Source organism: Acinetobacter sp. 226-1, from assembly GCF_030329325.1.
GTDB lineage: Bacteria > Pseudomonadota > Gammaproteobacteria > Pseudomonadales > Moraxellaceae > Acinetobacter > Acinetobacter sichuanensis.
The window spans coordinates 180,069-200,102 of record NZ_JACANU010000004.1 but is presented as its reverse complement, the minus strand read 5'-3'; the positions used below and the strand labels follow the sequence as shown (position 1 = coordinate 200,102).

The following is a 20,034-nucleotide window of genomic DNA, read 5'->3' as shown; positions in this document are numbered from 1 at the left end:
AGTTCTTTTCATCGACTTGTTTTAATATTTTTCAAATTTATGTGCTGATTTATCCACATAAAATTTAGGTGCTTACATGGAAATCAAAGTCAATTATCTCGACAATCTTCGCCAAGAAGCCAAGTTTGATGACTTTACGGTGATTGCAGATCAACCGATTCGTTACAAAGGCGATGGCTCTGCACCAGGACCGTTTGATTATTTCCTTGCATCTTCGGCTTTATGTGCAGCATATTTTGTAAAGGTCTATTGTGCGGCACGTGACATTCCCACCGATAATATTCGCCTGTCACAAAATAATATTGTTGACCCTGAAAACCGTTATAAGCAAATTTTTAAAATTCAGGTTGAATTACCTGCGGATATTTCAGACAAAGACCGTCAGGGTATTTTACGTTCCATTGACCGCTGTACCGTCAAAAAAGTGATCCAAACGGGTCCTGAGTTTGTGATTGAAGAAGTGGAAAGCATTGATGCAGATGCTCAAGCTTTGCTGATGCCAGACCTCGCCAAAGAAAGCACGACATTTATCCCAGGAAAAGACTTACCTTTAGAAGAAACCATTGCCAATATGTCAGCGATTCTGGCTGGTTTGGGCATGAAAATTGAAATTTCTTCATGGCGCAATATTGTCCCGAATGTCTGGTCTTTGCATATTCGTGATGCACAATCGCCAATGTGTTTTACTAATGGTAAAGGTTCAAGCAAAGAAAGTGCTTTGGCATCAGCATTGGGCGAGTTTATTGAGCGTTTAAATTGTAATTTCTTCTATAACGATCAGTTTTGGGGTGAAGAAATCGCCAATGCTGCATTTGTGCATTATCCAGATGAAAAATGGTTTCCACCACAAGCCAACGGGGCTTTGCCAACTGAAATTTTAGATGATTATACTCGTGAAATTTACGACCCTGAAAATGAGCTTTTAGGTACACATTTGTATGACACCAACTCAGGCAATAAAGCACGTGGCATTTGTTCATTGCCATTTGTACGTCAGTCGGATGGTGAAACGGTGTATTTCCCATCCAATTTAATTGAAAATCTTTATCTTTCCAATGGGATGAGTGCAGGCAATACCTTGGCAGAAGCACAAGTACAGTGTTTGTCTGAGATTTTTGAACGTGCCGTGAAACGTGACATTATTCAGGGTGAAATTGCCTTACCTGATGTTCCTGATGAGGTTTTGGCGAAATATCCAAAAATTGTTGCAGGTATTCAAGGATTGGAAGAGCAGGGTTTCCCTGTTTTGGTTAAAGATGCCTCGCTCGGTGGGCAATTCCCAGTCATGTGTGTGACGTTGATGAATCCACGTACAGGTGGAGTTTTTGCCTCGTTTGGTGCGCATCCTAAACTGGAAGTGGCACTTGAGCGCAGTTTAACTGAGTTGTTACAAGGGCGTAGTTTTGAAGGGTTGAATGATCTGCCAAAACCGACATTCAGCAGCAATGCCGTGACTGAGCCAAATAACTATGTAGAGCATTTTATTGACTCAAGTGGTGTGGTGTCGTGGAAATTCTTTAGTGCACAGTCAGATTATGACTTTGTCGAGTGGGATTTTACTGGCAATGGCGATAATGAGGCGGAAGCACAGACATTATTTTCAATTCTCGAAGACATGGGCAAAGACGTTTATATGGCGGTTTATCAGCATTTGGGTGCAACCGCATGTCGTATTTTAGTGCCTGATTATTCTGAAATTTATTTGGTTGAAGATTTGATTTGGGACAATACCAACAAAGCTTTGGATTTCCGTGAAGACATTTTAAATCTACATCGTTTGGATGAAGAACAACTCGAAGCATTGGTTGAACGTTTGGAAGAACTTGAAGTCGATGACTATACGGATATTGTAACGTTGATCGGGGTGGAGTTCGATGACAATACAGAGTGGGGACAACTCACTGTTCTAGAACTTAAATTGCTGATTTATATTGCGCTGCAAGCATTTGAAGAAGCAAAAGAATTGGTTGAACAATTCCTGCAATACAACACCAACACAGTTGAACGTGGTTTGTTCTATCAGTGTATGAATGTGGTGCTTGAAGTTGAACTGGACGATGAGCTTGATTTAAATGATTATGAGCATAATTTCCGCCGTATGTTTGGTGATGAGCGAATGGATGCAGTGATTGGTTCAATGGATGGCAGCATTCGTTTCTACGGTTTGACTGAAACCAATATGCAACTTGAAGGTTTGGATCGTCATTTGCGCTTGATTGACAGTTATAAAAAGTTACATGCAGCACGTGCAAAATTTGTTAGTGCATGAATCTAAATCAATCATCTAAACGAATAGTATGAACGATAAAAGCGTGGTGTAGTGCCACGCTTTTATTTTACAGAATCGTAGTCGCTACGGGTTTAGATATTTTTCATTGAGTTGTTCATTTGCATCAATAATATGTGCATTCAGTTGGGTCATAATACGAATCAAATGTTCTTTATCTTCCGTAGATAAAATATCAAAAATAACCTTTTCACGATCCATTGCCACTTTAAATACTTCATCATGTAGATGCGCTCCTTGTATTGTCAGGCAAATTTTTGTTGCTCTTGCATCTCGTTTATCTTCTTTAATTTCAACATATTCTTGGGTTTTAAGTTTAGCAATAGCACGACTTACAGCACCTTTATCTAAGCCAATCACTTGACTGATCCGACGAGCAGAGATATTAGGTTCAACCGCTAGCATTGACAAAATACGCCATTCGATAATATTGATTTGAAAGAGCTGAGCATAAATTTGTGAAGAACCAAGAGACATTTTATTTGAAAAAAAAGTAATCAATGCAGGTATATAGCGTTCAAGCTCTAAAGTTGACTGTGTTTTCATTTCATCTTGAAAATTAGTTTTTCATCATCATAGCATAGATGATTGTGTAAATATGGTTGTTTTAGCAACTATAAAGTTGACTTTGCAACTATATTGCTTTAATTTTAAACTAAATCACTAGGATTTAAATATCATTGCTGGTGAGCATTTAAAGTATTATGAAAATTGAATTTTATAATATAAAGTGTTGAAAAATAAGGATATGAAAATGAATAATAAGCTGAAAATTGATCTGGTAGAGGAAAGCCAACAAAACTCTTTTCCTAAAAATCAATGGTTTGTGGTGGCACTGTCTAAGGAGTTGAAAGATGACTTTATTGCAAGAAAAGTACTCAATATTCCAATGATTTTATTTCGAGATTCTCAAGGAAAAGTTACAGCTTTAGAGGATCGTTGTTGTCACCGTGGTATGCCACTTTCAAGTGGTCATTTAGAAAATGGGCAAATACGTTGCGGTTATCATGGCTTACTTTATAATGCAACAGGGCAGTGTGTTGAAGTTCCCGGACAAGATAAAGTACCTAATAAAGCAAAAGTAAAACATTATCATGTTATTGAAAAGCAAGGTTTAATTTGGCTTTGGTATAGTTTTGAATATGAAACTCCCAATAGTGAAGTTCCAGACTATCCTTATCATGAACATGAAGACTATCTCTACGATGGTGATGTCTATCACTATGATGCACCTTATCAACTTATTCATGATAATTTGATGGATTTAAGTCATTTAGCCTATGTGCATTTAAAAACCATTGGTGGCAATGCTAAGATTCACATGAATGCTGAAATGAAAGTGACACAAGGGGACAATCAAGTGGTGGTCAAACGCCATATGCTTGCTTCAGATCCACCGCCAACATATAGCATGGCATATCCATTCCAAGCTAAAGTTGATCGGTGGCAAGAAATTGATTTTCGCGTTTCTCATATTCGTATTTGGACTGGTGCGATTGATACAGGCACAGATAGCCTAGATAATCCTGAACGTAATGGTTTTAATATGCGAGGTTTCCACGCAATTACACCTGAAACAGAAAATACTTGTCATTATTTTTGGACAATGTCAACCAACCCACAGCATGATCGTGAGCGTATCGCCAAAGTTGTGATCGAACAAACACGCCTTACTTTTGATGAAGATAAAGTCGTGATCGAAGCGCAATTTAAAAACTTAAAGCAATTTGAACACAAGGAAATGGTGGGTATTCATATTGATGTTGGCTTAGTCCGTGCTCGACGTATTATTGCAGATTTGATTTGATGTTTAAGCCTTTCTTTGTTGATGAGGTTCTTCTGAGAAAGGCATGATCTATTTTGTTAAATATTCCTATAAAACCACAAAAAGCCTTATACTCTGTAAGAATTAAACTTTAAATTTATCTTTATTTATGTCGCAATATCTCGATATTTCGCTCCAACAAGATCAGCCGAATCTTTCTGCAACACAGAAAAAGTTTAATCAATTGTTAAAAAAGCTTGATCAACAAAAAAACTTACTGGCTGAATGGCAACATGCTCAACAAGATATTCAGCACCAAGCGGCTAAAGAATTACTGCCAGCTTATACACAATTACATCAATTATATTTTCAACAGCTTGAAATGTTGTGGCAGCATAAATTAAAAAATAAACTGACCAAAAGATACAAAGAAATACTCGATGATAGAATTGCTCATATTTCAGCGCAACTTATGCGAGTGAATACACTGACTGAGTTGCAATGTGACGAGGTAAGTAGAATATTTCATTATTTTCAGCCTGATAGCAGCGCTTCAACAGAAAAAAACTTCAATACAGCTGTTCCTGAATTTGCTGAGGAAATGATCATAAATTTACAAAAAGAAATGATCAAAAAAATGGTATGTCAAGAAATGGGTGTTGATGTAACAGTGGTTGATTTTGACTTTGATGTAGAAGATATAGACGGTTTAGTTGCGAAAATTAATGAGAAAATAGAACAAGAATTTTTACAAAGCTTAGATGAAGCAGAAAAAATTTCTATTGAAAAACAAATGCAACGTGAACGTGCAAAAGAACAAAAAAAACTGGAAAAACAAGAGTATGCCAAAAAAATGGCAAACCAATCTTTAAAATCAATTTACTCAAAAATTGCAGCAGCGATACACCCAGATCGTGAATTAGATGAAGTAAAAAAAGTTGAAAAAACTGAAATTCTTCAGATGACCAACCAAGCATACGAAAAGAAAGATTTATTTACTTTATTAAAGTTACAACAATATATTGGAAAGGATGTATCTACAGCACAAAAATCTTATGCAGATGAACAGCTTAAATTTTATAATACGGCGCTTGAAACGCAAATTGAAGAATTAGATATTGAAATTGAAGAGATTATTGATAGTTTTGATTGGGGGAGTCATATTGCGTTATTTTCATCGCGCAAAATTAAAACTAAAGATTTATATAAAAAATACAAAACAGATCTGAAAAATGTGCAAGAAAGTATTCAACATTCAGAATTTATTGTAAAACATCTTCAAGATCCTACGAATTTAAAATCTTTGTTGCTTGATGCTTATTTCTAATTTTTCTGATGAAATACAATGATTGAACCAAGCTGATTATTTGCGGAAATGACTCGGTGGAGCACCTAGCTGTTTTTTAAACATGGCTGTAAATGCACTACTACTTTGGTAGCCGAGTTTTCCTGCAATTTGTGATATTGAAAGATGCTCCGATAAATATCCCAAAGCCAACACGACATGCATGCGTTGCAGCCAGTGCCGAAAATTCAATCCCATTTCTTTTTGAAATAGTCGAATTAAAGTACGTGAACTGGTACCAATTTGATCTGCCCATGCATCCAGATCTTTTTGACTGTCGGGATGATCAATCAATTCTGAACAGATCTGGATCAAACGTGGGTCGCGTGACCATGGAATGTCTAAAGAAAAATTATGAGACTGTTGAATCTCATTGAAAATAAGCAGTTGCAGGGCTTGATCTAGAGCCTGACGTTGGTCATTGTTGGATTGATTTGTCAGATCATCATCAGTTTTAGGGTGATTTAAACGTAAAACTAATTCACGTAATAAATTACTCATACGAACCAAAAAACAGTGCTGACCCAAAGCCTGTGCCGCAGTTTCTTCAACCATAGCTGAGTTTAGACAAACTTGCCCATAAGACAAAACACTATGCTCATAATAAGCAGGAATCCATAACGCACAGTGCGGTGGAATAATCCAAATGTGATCTGATGTATAGACACGGATATGACCTTCAACAGCATATAACAGTTGACCACGACAATGAAAATGCTGAGGAATAATACTGCCATGTTCACGTGATGATGACATTGAGGTCACTAAAGCAGCAGATCTTCTAGCAGAATGTGTCATAATTCAACTCAATTGTCACTTAGGCGATGATTATTGGAATATAAGCTTTGATATGACGAATTATAATGCATTTTCCTACCTCTGATCTAGGATATATATGATGCCGAATCCTCAATCTAGTGAAATTGGCACTACAACTGTTTCAAATCAACCGACTCAAATGGTCACATCGATGATTGCCGCAGTGGCGATTGCACATTTACTTAACGATTTGATTCAGGCGGTACTTCCTGCAATTTATCCTATGCTGAAAGTCAATTTCCAACTCAGTTTTACCCAGATTGGTCTGATTTCATTGGTCTATCAAGTGACAGCATCATTGTTACAACCTTGGATTGGATTATATACAGACAAACATCCTAAACCCTATTTATTACCAATGGGGATGGGTGTGACTTTGATTGGGATTGCAGGTTTGGCATTTTCAGCAAATTTTGGCATGTTATTGCTTTCATCTGCACTGATTGGCGTCGGTTCTTCAACTTTTCATCCTGAAGCGTCACGTGTGGCACGAATGGCATCGGGTGGTAAATTTGGTACAGCACAATCTGCATTTCAGGTGGGCGGAAATTCAGGTTCAGCGATTGGTCCATTATTGGCAGCAGCGATTATTATCCCCAATGGTCAGGCGGCAACAGCATGGTTTATGTTATTTGCATTATTGGCGATTTGGGTGCTGTATCAAGTCAGTCGATGGACGATTAAACATAAAAAAAGCACTGTTAATACAGCTTCTCAGGCAATTCAGAACAAATTGCATGGCAAAACTTTATATCGAGCTTTAGGTTTGATTGCGATTTTGATGTTGGCAAAATTTACTTATATTGTCAGTCTAAGCAATTATTACACCTTCTATTTAATGGAAAAGTTTGATCTTTCTTTAAAAACAGCACAATTTTATTTATTTGGCTTTTTGGCTGCTGTCGCTTTGGGAACCTTTGTTGGAGGACCGATAGGCGATAAAATTGGACGTAAAGCGGTCATCATTATTTCCTTTGTCGGTATGGCACCTTTTGCGCTGATTTTGCCTCATGCAGATCTGACTTGGACATTGATTTTATCTGTGATTTCAGGCTTGGTGATGTCTTCTGCTTTTTCAGCCATGGTGGTTTATGCACAGGAAGCGGTGCCGGGGCGTGTTGGCATGATTGCAGGCATGATGTTTGGTTTAATGTTTGGTATCAGTGGGATTGCGGCAGCAGCCTTAGGTTATCTTGCAGACCATCAAGGGATTCAATGGGTATTTATGCTGTGTTCATTCTTACCTTTATTAGGAATTGGTTCATTATTTTTACCTAATACAAAAAAGTAAGATCACTGTTAAATAATAAATAGCCTAAGCATGAATATAAATAATGACCTCTTTTATATTCATGCTTATTTTTTAATATGATTTTTTAGTGCCATATCAAATTCAATTACATCATCATGATTTGTATTAAAAATGCTAGACCTAAATGAAATGATTAAACGCATTTATTTTATAAATAAAAATTTAAATACTGGTAAATCCTCCATCAATCGTAATACATGCACCTGACATAAACTGAGCTTCATCCGATGCTAAAAATATCGCTAAGTCAGCAACTTCATTGACTTCACCAAAACGATCTAAAGGAATTTTGTCAGTAGGGCGAGTTTTTAACATCTCAGCAGTCATAGGCGTGCGAATTGTTCCCGGGCAAATGGCATTGATTTTAATCCCAAATTTGCCATATTCGGCAGCAAGATGCTTGGTATAACCCAGTACAGCATGTTTGGATGCGGTATAAGATGCGCCCCCCATTTTTGAAACAAGTCCAGCAATTGAGCCAATATTGATAATCGCGCCAGATTTTTGTTCGATCATGTGTGGCAAGACTAAATTACTTAAATTAAAAATAGATTTCACATTAATATTAAAAACTAAATCCCAAAGTTGTTCACTGGTGTCTAAGCTATTTATATATTTATCAAAAATACCTGCATTATTCAGCAAAACATCAATTCTGCCAAAGTGTTGTAGTGTGGTCTGAACTAAGTTTTCTAATTGAGTCTTTTCAGTAATATCAACCTGTACAACAAGTACTTCATTGCCCATTTGTCTAATTTTATCTGCAACCTGTTGAGCAGATTCAATATTTAGATCTGCAATCACAAGTTTTGCCCCTTGTGTGGCAAAGGCAAAAGCTTCAGCTTCACCCATACCTGATGCTGCGCCTGTGATTATGCATACTTTGTCTTTCAGTCTAGACATTTTTCATTCCTTGATTCAATAATAAATAAGCAGCCTAAATGCTAAAAATTTGGCATTGATTAATGACCTAAATTTAAATTAGCCACTAAAAAATAATTTGAGTAGTTTACAAATATGCTTTTGAACGGTATTCATATCAAGTGGACGATGATCGTGCAAAACAACAAAGAGAGAATGATATGCGTGATGAATTAATTCAGGATGAATTATCAGGTGAGCAGATAAAATATGATGATTATATTGCAGGTCTAGCAAAAGGACTCAGTATTTTAGAAGCGTTTGGCTCAGACCGACAGCGCCTCAATGTCACACAAACAGCAGAACGTACAGGTTTAACGAGAACGGCAGCAAGACGTTATCTAAAAACATTGAAGTTTTTAGGGTATTTAGACACAGATGATTATTATTACTGGCTAACACATAAAGTTTTAAAATTCTCTGGTGCATATTTGCATACAGCACATTTACCTAAAATAGCTCAACCTGTACTGAATATTTTAGCGGCAAAAACTTCTTTGGTTTTTTCTGTTGTTGTTTTAGACCATCATGAGTTGGTTCCTGTGGCACGTAGTATTTCACCGCAGCATGAGGAGTTTCGAGTCAGCCCTTTTGGCATTCATCTCGGCAATAGAATACCAGCACATACTGCATCTACAGGTAAAGTATTACTTTCACAAAGAAGTCTTGAAGAGCAAAAACAATGGCTTGAACATTATGAATTACGTCGCTTTACCCATTATACAATGACTGAGCAGGAAGTTTTTTTACAAGAATTACAGAGGATTAGAGCGCAGGCTTATTGTATTTCTAGTGAGGAATATGAACTTGGGGTTGTTGCAGTTGCAGTCCCTATTATTAATCAAAAGGGAGAACTCATTGCCGCGATGAACGCTGTGGCATCAGTCAATAAAGTCAATGATTTTTATTTGGTGAATACCATTGTGCCTATGCTAAGACAGGCTGCAAAGGAAATACGCGATATGATTTAAAACCCCTCATGATCTTGAATATTGGGATGATTGATCACAGTCACGATATTCGTTTCATAGTATTTGTACGAATATTATCTGATATGTACGATCATCGCGCATTGATTAAATTTTACACTTTGCGAATGACTTTTTCATCATTAGTTTAAAAAACAAAGGAAAAGTCAAAACATCATTCTGAGTGTGTTTCGATAATAACGAAGCATGGATGAAGAGTTATTTGCATGGAGTGAAAATATGCATGATGCATTAGATCAACAAAATGATTGGGATTTGATTGTAATAGGTTCAGGTGCAGGAGGATTATCGACGGCAATTACCGCGAAAAAGCAGGGGTTAAAGGTGATTGTCTTAGAAAAGGATGCAGTTTTTGGTGGTACAACTGCATTTTCTGGTGGAGTGCTTTGGATTCCTAATAATCCACACGCTAAAAAAAATGGTATTCAAGATTCAAAACAAGCAGCAATTAACTATCTAAAACACGAAACTCAAAATTTTTATAATGCTCAAGCAGTCGATGCCTTTTTAGACTATGGACCTAAAATGATCGATTTTTTTGAGAAAGAAACCACAGTCAAATTTATTCCTACTTTGTATCCAGATTATCATCCTGATGTATCGGGTGGGGTTGAGGTTGGACGTTCTATTTTAGCTGCACCGTTTGATATTCGTAGTTTAGGCGAAAATATGAAACGTTTACGTCCACCCTTAAAAACCATTACTTTTATGGGCATGATGTTTAATTCGTCAAATGCAGATTTAAAACATTTTTTTAATGCAACTAAATCATTTACTTCATTTATGTATGTAGCAAAGCGTTTAGCCATTCATATGAAAGAGTTGGCTTTTTATGGTCGAGGAACCAATGTGACCAGTGGAAATGCTTTGGCAGCACGCTTGGCAAAATCAGCTTTTGATTTAGATATTCCGATTTATACATCAACACCCGTACAAAAATTGCTACAAGAATCGGGGAAAATTGTAGGTGTAGAAATTTTACAAGAAGGTAAAAAATTAAAGCTTAAATCAAAGCATGGTGTTGTGTTGGCATGTGGTGGTTTTTCACATGATATTGCACGTTTAAAAACAACTTATGCACATTTAAAAACAGGTGGAGAACATATTTCCCCAGTTCCAAGCAGTAATACAGGTGATGGTTGCCGCATGGCAGAACAAGTCGGTGGTGCAGTCGATATTCAATATCAAGATGCTGCTGCATGGATGCCTGTTTCAAAAGTGCCACAAGCTGAGGGTTATGGCGTATTTCCACATTTATTAGATCGTTATAAGCCCGGCATTATTGGCGTTCTAAAAAATGGGCAACGTTTTACCAACGAGTCAAACTCTTATCATGATGTTGGTGCTGCTTTATTTCGAGCATGTCAAGGGATGTCTGAAACTGCAATGTGGTTGATTTGCGACCAAAAAACCATTGCTAAATATGGTCTAGGCTATGCAAAACCTGCACCAATGCCATTATCAGGTTTAGTGAAAAATGGCTATTTAATGAAAGGAAATACCATAGAAGAGTTAGCAGAAAATGCAGGAATTGATGCTAAAAATTTAAGCGATACGATTATTGAATACAACAAACATGCGATAAATGGTGAAGATCCTACATTTCAACGTGGTTCAACAGCATTTAATCGTTATTTAGCAGACCCCGAACATATGCCAAATCCGTGTATTGCACCTGTTTCAGTAGGACCTTTTTATGCAGTAAAAGTCTTTATGGGTGATCTGGGCACATTTGATGGGTTGAGAACTGCGGTCACTGGAGAAGTGCTTAACTCGAAAAATCAAAAAATTGTCGGCTTATATGCGGTAGGAAATGATCGTGCCAGTATGATGGGCGGAAATTATCCAGGTGCAGGCATCACATTGGGACCCATCATGACTTTTGGTTATTTGACAGGGTTACATATTGCAGATTTAGCCAAAGGTGGTAAAGGCTTAGCACAACAAAACCAAGAGGAGATGCAAAATGTTTCATAAAGCAATTGTTGACCATCGAATTTATACCATTACGCCACGTATGTTGCCAAAATTTTTAGCGTTATTTGATACTTTAGCAATGCCTGTATTGAAAAAACATCTTGGGCAGCCTTTAGGGTTTTATGTCACGACCATTGGTTCATTAAATCAGGTGGTGCATTTGTGGGGTTACGATAGTTTAGATGATTATGAAAAGCGTAGTTTAGCGCGAGATACTGACCCTGATTTTCAAGTCTATTTACAACAAACTGAAGGACTTGTGCAGTCGCAAACAAACCAATTGGTGCGACCAGTACATTTAAAGTCATTTAATTTATGATTCATTTTTAAATCATTTTATGAATCGATTTAATTCATAAATCAATCAATCCCTGTGTTTTGGAAACGGTACTGTCATTGCAGTGCTACAGGGGCTTCGTGCTTTTTTATAAGGAGAATGAAAAATGAGCACAAGTATGCAAAGGATGGATATTAAGAAAATACTGAATGAAAATAAAGTGGGAAATTTTCAAAAACTCATTTTATTTTTCTGTTTCGCTATTATTGCGCTTGATGGTATTGATGTGGTGGTCATGGGCTTAATTGCACCGCAGATTATACAAGAGTGGGGCATTACTGCACAGCAAATCGCGCCTGTGCTGAGCGCTGCACTGGTCGGTTTAGCGATTGGAGCTTTGGTTTCGGGACCATTATCCGATAAGTTTGGGCGTAAACCAGTCCTGATTTTGAGTTTGATTGGCTTTGGTATTTTTACTTTATTGACTGCTTTTTCAACAGATATTACGCATTTGATTATTTATCGTTTTTTAACGGGACTCGGTGCAGGTGCTGCTGCACCCAATGCGGCAACATTGGCAGCAGAATATGCACCTGATCGTCGTCGTTCATTTACAGTAAATACTGTTTATTGTGGTTTTTCTTTAGGCGCGGCGGCGGCGGGCTTTTTAGCTGCATGGATGATTCCTGAATTTGGTTGGCGTAGTATGTTGGTTTTGGGTGGAGTTCTACCTTTAATTTTAGCGCCATTTTTATATTGGAAAATGCCAGAATCGATTACATATTTAGTTAAAAAGGGTAATGCACAAGATAAAATCCAATTGATTTTACATCGTTTATATCCTCAACAAAAATTTGAACATTATCAGTTTTATTTAAATGAAATCCCAACCGAAAAAACGGGATTAAAGCTTATTCTTTCACGTGAATATTTGTATGGTACGGTCATGCTATGGATTGCTTATTTCATGGCATTGTTCTTGATTTATTTATGCAGTAGTTGGTTGCCTACACTGATTAAAATGAATCAATTCAGTATTTCTCAAGCGGCTATAGTCACATCATTTTTTCAATTGGGTGGACCTTTAGGTTGTATGGTTTTAGGTTGGCTGATGGATCAATATCGCCCACGAGTGGTTCTATTTATTGCAATGTTGGTGGGCACATTTGCCACTTATGCTTTAGGTCAGTTTAGTCAAAACTTTAATTTAATGTGTGTGATGGCATTGATTTTAGGCTTTACCTTTAATGGTGGTTCTACAGGTTTAACCTCGGTTGCAATGGGTTATTATCCAACCAGTGCGCGAGCAACAGGGGCAACGTGGATGAATGGCATCGGACGTTTAGGTGCAATTTTAAGTGCTTTTGCAGGAGCAGCGATGATTAATGCAAAAATTCCACTAGAGACGATGTTTACTTTATTAATGATCCCTGCATTTTTATCAGGTTTAGCAATTTTATTGCAATCGCCAAGAAAGAAAATTACCAGTGTGAAAAGCTTAAATTATTAATATTTAACAAAGTGTTGTTGGTATTTATGAATCAATAACAACAACACTTAGTATAAAACAAGGAAGATTTATGCAATATCATTTTGAAAATAAAGTTGCCATGGTGACAGGTGCTGGCTCTGGAATCGGGCAAGCTACGAGTATTTTGTTGGCAGAATATGGTTGCAAGTTATGTTTAATTGATATTAATCGAAACCATTTAGCTGAAACTGTCCATTTAATCGGATCACACGTTGATATTTTGCTACAGGTGGGTGATGTTTCCAATGTTGAGTTTATGCAGTCTTGTATTGAGCAAATTGATCAACACTTTTCAGGTTTAGATTTCGCCTTTAATAATGCTGGAATTGCAAGTCCTGTCAAAAGTATTGCTGATTTATCTATTGAAACATGGCATAAGCAAATAGATGTAAATTTAAACAGTATTTTTTATTGTTTACATTTTCAAATCCCATTAATGTTGAAAAATGGCGGTGGCAGTATTGTGAATACCTCTTCTATTTTAGGTACTGTTGCGACTCAAAATCGGGCAGCTTATATCACAGCAAAGCATGGTGTGACTGGACTAAGCAAAGCTGCTGCTCTAGATTATGCACAGCAGAATATTCGTGTGAATTCTATTCATCCAGGTTATGTCGAAACGCCATTAATCCGCAAAGTTCAAACCGAAGAAATACAGATTAAACATCCTATTCAAAGGTTAGGTACAGTGGATGAAGTTGCAAATTTGGTCATCTTTTTACTTTCAGATCAGGCTTCATTTATCACTGGGGCAAATTATGCAATTGATGGTGGATATACCACGCAATAATCAACTTTTGCCCGATACAATTTAAATTACATTTCTTAAATCACGTGCGGTTTCTTGTAATAAAGGGAGTATTTGCTGAATTAAATATTCTTTTGTAGTACGCATCGTGGGCGATACAATATTCAGTGCAGCAACAACATTACCTTTAGGTCCATAAATAGGAACAGCGAGAGCATGCACTCCAAGTTCATGTTCTTCACTAGAATAGCACCAATCTTGTTCTTTAATTTCATCTAAAATATGTAAAAACTGCTGATTATCCATACAGCTATATTTGGTCAGTCGCTTTAATGGATATTTTTCTAACCATTCTTGTTGTTGTTCCAAACTTAAATGTGCCAATAAAATTTTCCCTGCGGATGTGGCATGTGCAGGTAAACGATTGCCTAAATGCAAACCATAAGGATTGACTCGATCTGTCTGTTGATGCGCTGCGCTTCGAGCAATGGTAATTGCTTCAAAACCATCTAAAACCATCACTGAAAAAATGAGAGAAGTTTGTGTGGTTAATAAATTTAATAAAGGCTGACAGATTTTTGGCAGTTGCGACCCACTGAGATAAGCACCTGAAAACTTTAAAACTTTAGGAGCTAAGTAATAATAATGCCCATCAAACTCCAAATAACCTAAATATTCTAAAGTGAGTAAATGTCGTCTTGCGGCTGCACGTGTTAAGCCTGTTTTCTCTGCGGCAATACTAATATTTAAACGATGACGTTCAGAACCAAAACATTCCAAGATCGCCATCCCTTTGCTGATACCAGCTACAAAATCTTCATGTCGAATCAGTTTTTTATTTTCTGAGTTTTCTAAAATCTTTTTTTCGAGTTCATTTTCTACAGTCATTTTTTAATACATTCCGTGTTGATTTACCATAAATACTTATCGTATTAGGTTAATTTAAAATTGACATAAACGTGAACAAAAAACGAATAATTGTTCGATCACCGAACAATTATACTGTTTAACGAACAATTTTGCTATTTTATGCTAGAACAAAATCCAAAAAACAATAAAAATGAATATGCGAAATCTACACAAAAACACTCGGGATTGGGTGTGATTTTTCCTTATGAATATTCAGCACAATCCTGAGCTAGATTTATTTTTTTTTATTTTTATAGCAAATGGAGTTGTCTAATGATTGATAAAAGTGCTTTCTCACTTCACGATGCGCTTTCACAAATCAAGGACGGTTCGACCATCATGATTGGCGGTTTTGGTACGGCTGGACAACCTGCAGAACTGATCGATGGTTTGATTGAGCTCGGCATCAAAGACCTTGTGATTGTCAATAATAACGCAGGTAATGGCGACTATGGTCTAGCTAAACTGCTCAAAGCGGGTGCTGTTCGTAAAATCATTTGCTCTTTCCCACGTCAGTCTGACTCTTGGGTATTTGATGAACTCTACCGTGCGGGCAAAATCGAGTTAGAACTTGTACCTCAAGGTAACCTCGCTTGCCGTATCCAAGCTGCGGGCATGGGCTTAGGTCCAATCTACACACCGACAGGTTTTGGGACGTTGCTTGCTGAAGGCAAACCGACCTTAAACTATGAAGGTAAAGATTTCGTTTTAGAAAATCCAATTAAAGCAGACTTTGCCTTGATCAAAGCACAACAAGGCGACCGTTGGGGGAACCTCGTGTACCGTAAATCTGCACGTAACTTTGGTCCAATCATGGCAATGGCGGCAGACGTGACTATTGCACAAGTGTCTGAAGTTGTCGAGTTGGGTGCTTTAGATCCTGAACATATCATCACACCGGGTCTTTTTGTACAACACGTTGTACAAGTAAAACCTGCTCAATAATTGGCTACGGAGAATTTAAAATGAGTTATACAAAATTAAGCCGTGATCAAATTGCTGAGCGTGTGGCACAAGACATTCCTGATGGTGCTTATGTCAACTTAGGCATTGGTTTACCAACTAAAATTTCAAGCTATTTACCAAGCGATAAAGACGTATTTTTACACTCTGAAAATGGTCTTTTGGCTTTTGGTCCACCGCCTGCTGAAGAAGATTGTGATCCTGAACTGATTAACGCGGGTAAAGAATTTGTGACCTTGCTGGATGGCGGTGCTTTCTTCCATCACGGTGACTCATTTGCCATGATGCGTGGCGGTCACCTTGATATCGCGGTACTCGGTGCTTTCCAGATTGCTGAAAATGGTGATTTGGCAAACTGGCATACAGGCGCACCTGATGCGATTCCTGCGGTTGGCGGTGCAATGGACTTAGCCGTTGGTGCGAAAAAAGTATTTATCACCACGGATCATGTGACCAAAAAAGGCGAGCCGAAAATCGTTGCGGAGCTAACTTATCCAGCTACAGGTTTGAAATGTGTAGACCGTATTTACACTGACCTTTGCGTGATTGATGTGACTGCTGAAGGCATGAAAGTGATTGAAAAAGTGGAAGGTCTTTCATTTGAAGAATTGCAGTCCTTGACCGGTGCAAAATTGATTGATGCGACGGTTTAATAACCTCCCTTAGTCCCTCCTGAAAGGAGGGAAACTTTCATTACTACATCTGATGTTAGTGTCGATCATCTTTAAGTAGAACTAGATATTTACTGATTTAAACCTAAACCTATTTCGCGGAAGTCCCTCCTCTCAGGAGGGATTTAGGGAGGTAGAAAATGGATAAAAAACTCATGAAAAATGCATACATTATTGATGCCATCCGTACACCATTTGGTCGCTATGCAGGTGGACTTGCACCTGTACGTACAGATGACTTAGGCGCATTGCCAATCAAAGCTTTAATTGAACGTAATCCATCAGTGAACTGGGAAAAAGTTGATGATGTGATTTATGGTTGTGCCAACCAAGCAGGTGAAGATAACCGTAACATCGGTCGTATGTCTGCACTTCTTGCAGGTGTGCCATACCAAGTGCCTGCAACCACAGTCAACCGTTTATGTGGTTCATCGCTGGATGCTGTGGCAATGGCAGCACGTGCAATTAAAGCAGGTGAAGCCGATCTGATTATTGCAGGTGGTGTAGAAAGCATGTCTCGTGCGCCATTTGTGATGGGTAAATCTGAATCTGCTTATGGTCGTGCACAAAAGCTTGAAGACACCACTATGGGGTGGCGTTTTATCAATCCAAAACTGAAAGAAATGTATGGTGTTGAAACCATGCCTCAAACTGCAGAAAACGTGGCTGAGCAATTCAACATTAACCGTGCCGATCAAGATCAGTTCGCTTTGACCAGTCAGCAACGTACTGCGGCGGCACAGGCAAACGGTTTCTTTGACAAAGAAATTATCGCTGTGACCATTCCACAGCGCAAAGGCGATGCCATTGTTGTGGCAAAAGATGAACATCCTCGTGCAACCACGATTGAAGCGTTAACCAAGTTAAAACCTGTAGTGAAAGCTGAAGGTACAGTCACTGCGGGCAATGCTTCAGGCATTAACGATGGTGCAGCAGCGCTACTCATCGCTTCTGATGATGCCGTTGCAACTTATGGTTTAAAAGCCCGTGCCAAAGTGATTGGTGCAACAACAGTCGGTGTTGAACCTCGCATTATGGGCTTTGGTCCTGCACCTGCGATCAAAAAACTGCTTGCTCAAACAGGTTTAACACTTGAGCAGATGGATGTGATTGAACTGAATGAAGCTTTTGCAGCGCAAGCATTGGCTGTGACGCGTGATTTAGGCATTGCCGATGGTTCAGAGAAAGTCAATCCAAACGGTGGTGCGATTGCTCTGGGTCATCCACTTGGTGCATCGGGTGCACGTCTGGTGATTACCGCACTGAATCAGCTTGAAGCAACAGGTGGTAAATATGCCCTGTGCTCAATGTGTATCGGTGTCGGTCAAGGCATTGCTTTGATTATTGAAAGAGTTTAAGGATCAGCAAAATGAGCCAGTTATTTGCAAGTTTGTTTTATCAAGCTGATGTCACTCAGATTTTTAGTGATCAGGCATTGATTCAATACATGATTAAGGCAGAAGTTGCTTTGGCACAGGCGGAAGCTGATGTTGGTGTCATTCCGCAAAGTGCCGCAAGCATTATTGCCCAAGTTGCTGAAGAGCAAGGCATACATGCAATTGATTTTGAAAGCTTGGCAACAGCAACTGCATTGGCTGGCAATATTGCAATTCCTTTTGTAAAGCAATTTACTGCTGCTGTAAAAAATGTCGATGAAGAAGCTTCCCGCTATGTACATTGGGGCGCAACAAGTCAAGATATCATTGATACTGCGACAATTTTACAAGCAAAAGATGCGTTATCTATCATTCAAATACAATTACAAAGTGCTCATGATGTTGCAGTTCATTTAGCAGAACAGTATCGCGATCAGGTCATGATTGGGCGTACATGGTTACAGCAAGGACTACCAATTACGTTAGGGCATAAAGCTGCACGTTGGGCGAGTAGTTTTCAGCGTGATTTAGAACGTTTAGAGCAAATAAAATCTCGAGTACTCACTGTTCAATTGGGCGGTGCGGTTGGTTCTTTAGCATCTATTTTAGATCAAGGTTCGGCAGTTGTTGAGGCTTATGCACAGCGACTTGATTTGTCTAAACCTGATTGCACTTGGCATGGCGAACGTGATCGTATACTGGATATTGCCCATTTTTTAGCAGTTGTTACAGGTAATACTGGGAAAATGGCACGTGATTGGTCACTCATGATGCAAACAGAAATTGCAGAAGTGTTTGAACCGACAGCTAAAGGACGTGGTGGCTCATCAACAATGCCACACAAGCGTAACCCAGTCGCGGCTGCATCCATTTTGGCAGCAGCAAATCGAGTACCTGCCTTAATGTCGAGCATGTACCAAAGTATGGTTCAGGAACATGAACGTAGCTTAGGCGCATGGCATGCAGAATGGCTTGCACTACCTGAAATCTTTCAGCTTTGTGCAGGTGCATTGCAGCGCACACATGAAGTATTACAAGGCTTAGAAGTTAATTCTGAAAATATGCAGCGTAATATTGAATGCACACAAGGTTTGATTATGGCGGAAGCGGTCATGATGGCTTTAGCCCCTAAAATGGGACGTCTAAATGCACATCATTTGGTTGAAGCTGCATGTAAAAAAGCGGTTGCTGAGCAACGTCATTTACAAGACGTTGTGGCTGAAATTGCAGAGGTTCAGCAGTATTTTAATGCTGAACAATTGCAACAGATATTTAAACCTGAGTCTTATTTGGGAAATATTCAAGATCAAATCGAAGCTGTGCTGAAACATGCCAAAGGAGAGGCAAAGTGATGAACAAAATTATTAATCGACAAGGAAAGGCTTTAGCAATTCAAGTTGATGGTTTAGATCATGCACCTGTGATTATTTTTTCGAACTCTTTAGGAACGGATCATCACATGTGGGATGAGCAAGTTGCTTATTTTAAAGAAAATTACAAAGTTGTTCGTTACGATACACGCGGTCATGGTCAAAGTGATGTAATTGAAAACTCTACTTTGGCAAACCTTGGCGAAGATGTACTGGATATTTTAGATGCCTTAAATATTGCAAAAGCACATTTTTGTGGCATCTCGATGGGTGGTATTACAGGTTTATGGCTTGGGATCAATGCTGCGGATCGTTTTGAAAGTATTACTGTGGCAAATTCTGCTGCCAAAATTGGACAGGCAGAAGCATGGCTTACACGTGCAGACCAAGTCGAAAAAGAAGGTCTAGCGGACTTAGTCAAAACCACACATACCCGTTGGTTTAGTGAGTCATTTGATTATCAACACGATGACTTAGCACAACGTACGATTCAAAGCTTAGCCGCAACATCAGCTCAAGGTTATGCAGCGTCTTGTCGTGCATTGGCTGATGCAGATGTTCGTGCAGATTTAGCCGAAATTGGTATTCCAACTTTATTGATTTGTGGGGCGAAAGATCCCGTGACTACACTTCAAGATGGTGAATTTATGCAGTCTAAAATACAGGGCAGTGAGCTGCAAAGCATAGAAGCTTCGCATTTGTCTAATATTGAATGCCCTGTAGAGTTTAGCCAAATTTTAGCTAAATTCATTGCATAAATTTAACATAGCTTAA

Annotated in this window: 18 protein-coding genes; 14 read left to right on the top strand and 4 right to left on the bottom strand. The window is 38.4% G+C overall.

All coding sequences use genetic code 11. From position 1 onward, the window contains the following. Positions 1 to 76 precede the first annotated feature (76 nt). Positions 77 to 2,269 carry an OsmC domain/YcaO domain-containing protein gene (locus HX124_RS09630; RefSeq protein WP_286382451.1) on the top strand — a complete coding sequence of 731 codons (2,193 nt, stop codon included), beginning with the start codon at positions 77 to 79 and terminating at the stop codon, positions 2,267 to 2,269. Between the two features lie 84 nt (positions 2,270 to 2,353). On the opposite strand, the gene HX124_RS09625 is transcribed toward HX124_RS09630, so the two are convergent. Continuing rightward, positions 2,354 to 2,833, bottom strand: a complete 480-nt coding sequence (locus tag HX124_RS09625; RefSeq protein WP_107008786.1) for a MarR family winged helix-turn-helix transcriptional regulator — start codon at positions 2,831 to 2,833, stop codon at positions 2,354 to 2,356. 208 nt (positions 2,834 to 3,041) lie between these two features. Here HX124_RS09625 and HX124_RS09620 point away from each other — a divergent pair, with 208 nt between their 5' ends. Both HX124_RS09620 and HX124_RS09615 read left to right on the top strand, forming a co-directional pair. Beyond that, on the top strand, positions 3,042 to 4,094 hold the full coding sequence (locus HX124_RS09620; protein ID WP_286382449.1) for a Rieske 2Fe-2S domain-containing protein: 1,053 nt from the start codon (positions 3,042 to 3,044) through the stop codon (positions 4,092 to 4,094). 127 nt (positions 4,095 to 4,221) lie between these two features. Then, positions 4,222 to 5,379: a hypothetical protein gene (locus HX124_RS09615; RefSeq protein WP_286382447.1), complete on the top strand. Its 1,158-nt coding sequence runs from the start codon at positions 4,222 to 4,224 to the stop codon at positions 5,377 to 5,379. 36 nt (positions 5,380 to 5,415) lie between these two features. On the opposite strand, the gene HX124_RS09610 is transcribed toward HX124_RS09615, so the two are convergent. Next, entirely contained in the window at positions 5,416 to 6,195 is a 780-nt protein-coding gene (locus HX124_RS09610) for an AraC family transcriptional regulator (RefSeq protein WP_286382445.1), read from the bottom strand. A 97-nt stretch (positions 6,196 to 6,292) separates the two neighbouring features. Here HX124_RS09610 and HX124_RS09605 point away from each other — a divergent pair, with 97 nt between their 5' ends. Then, complete coding sequence (locus HX124_RS09605; RefSeq protein WP_286378078.1) at positions 6,293 to 7,507, top strand: MFS transporter; 1,215 nt, start codon at positions 6,293 to 6,295, stop codon at positions 7,505 to 7,507. A gap of 183 nt (positions 7,508 to 7,690) precedes the next feature. Here HX124_RS09605 and HX124_RS09600 read toward each other — a convergent pair whose 3' ends face one another. Beyond that, entirely contained in the window at positions 7,691 to 8,431 is a 741-nt protein-coding gene (locus tag HX124_RS09600) for an SDR family NAD(P)-dependent oxidoreductase (RefSeq protein ID WP_286382443.1), read from the bottom strand. A 179-nt stretch (positions 8,432 to 8,610) separates the two neighbouring features. On the opposite strand from HX124_RS09600, the gene HX124_RS09595 reads away from it, so the two are divergent. The 5 genes from HX124_RS09595 to HX124_RS09575 all read left to right on the top strand — a co-directional run bounded on the left by HX124_RS09595 (position 8,611) and on the right by HX124_RS09575 (position 14,013). Next, positions 8,611 to 9,420: an IclR family transcriptional regulator domain-containing protein gene (locus HX124_RS09595; protein ID WP_286382569.1), complete on the top strand. Its 810-nt coding sequence runs from the start codon at positions 8,611 to 8,613 to the stop codon at positions 9,418 to 9,420. A gap of 237 nt (positions 9,421 to 9,657) precedes the next feature. Continuing rightward, on the top strand, positions 9,658 to 11,415 hold the full coding sequence (locus HX124_RS09590; RefSeq protein WP_286382441.1) for an FAD-dependent oxidoreductase: 1,758 nt from the start codon (positions 9,658 to 9,660) through the stop codon (positions 11,413 to 11,415). Next, positions 11,405 to 11,734 (top strand): NIPSNAP family protein, encoded by a 330-nt coding sequence (locus HX124_RS09585; RefSeq protein WP_286382439.1) that lies wholly within the window; start codon positions 11,405 to 11,407, stop codon positions 11,732 to 11,734. The genes HX124_RS09590 and HX124_RS09585 overlap by 11 nt, the downstream gene beginning before the upstream one ends. A 124-nt stretch (positions 11,735 to 11,858) precedes the next feature. Beyond that, positions 11,859 to 13,202 carry an MFS transporter gene (locus HX124_RS09580; protein WP_286382436.1) on the top strand — a complete coding sequence of 448 codons (1,344 nt, stop codon included), beginning with the start codon at positions 11,859 to 11,861 and terminating at the stop codon, positions 13,200 to 13,202. A 70-nt stretch (positions 13,203 to 13,272) separates the two neighbouring features. After that, positions 13,273 to 14,013, top strand: a complete 741-nt coding sequence (locus HX124_RS09575) for an SDR family NAD(P)-dependent oxidoreductase (protein WP_286382434.1) — start codon at positions 13,273 to 13,275, stop codon at positions 14,011 to 14,013. 21 nt (positions 14,014 to 14,034) lie between these two features. On the opposite strand, the gene pcaU is transcribed toward HX124_RS09575, so the two are convergent. Then, the gene (gene pcaU / locus HX124_RS09570) at positions 14,035 to 14,859 is read right to left on the bottom strand and encodes an IclR family transcriptional regulator PcaU (protein WP_107008777.1); all 825 of its coding nucleotides are present in this window, start codon (positions 14,857 to 14,859) and stop codon (positions 14,035 to 14,037) included. Positions 14,860 to 15,153: 294 nt separating this feature from the next. Here pcaU and HX124_RS09565 point away from each other — a divergent pair, with 294 nt between their 5' ends. The 5 genes from HX124_RS09565 (at position 15,154) to pcaD (ending at position 20,018) form a co-directional block, all read left to right on the top strand. Continuing rightward, positions 15,154 to 15,825, top strand: coding sequence for a 3-oxoacid CoA-transferase subunit A (locus HX124_RS09565; RefSeq protein WP_286382432.1), 672 nt, complete (start codon positions 15,154 to 15,156; stop codon positions 15,823 to 15,825). A 20-nt stretch (positions 15,826 to 15,845) separates the two neighbouring features. After that, positions 15,846 to 16,496, top strand: coding sequence for a 3-oxoacid CoA-transferase subunit B (locus HX124_RS09560; RefSeq protein ID WP_286382429.1), 651 nt, complete (start codon positions 15,846 to 15,848; stop codon positions 16,494 to 16,496). A 173-nt stretch (positions 16,497 to 16,669) separates the two neighbouring features. After that, positions 16,670 to 17,872 (top strand): 3-oxoadipyl-CoA thiolase, encoded by a 1,203-nt coding sequence (gene pcaF, locus HX124_RS09555; protein ID WP_286382566.1) that lies wholly within the window; start codon positions 16,670 to 16,672, stop codon positions 17,870 to 17,872. Positions 17,873 to 17,883: 11 nt separating this feature from the next. Further along, a complete protein-coding gene (pcaB, locus tag HX124_RS09550; protein WP_286382427.1) occupies positions 17,884 to 19,242 on the top strand; it encodes a 3-carboxy-cis,cis-muconate cycloisomerase in 1,359 nt (452 codons plus the stop codon). Beyond that, positions 19,239 to 20,018 (top strand): 3-oxoadipate enol-lactonase, encoded by a 780-nt coding sequence (gene pcaD / locus HX124_RS09545; RefSeq protein ID WP_502872817.1) that lies wholly within the window; start codon positions 19,239 to 19,241, stop codon positions 20,016 to 20,018. The genes pcaB and pcaD overlap by 4 nt, the downstream gene beginning before the upstream one ends. Positions 20,019 to 20,034: the final 16 nt, after the last annotated feature.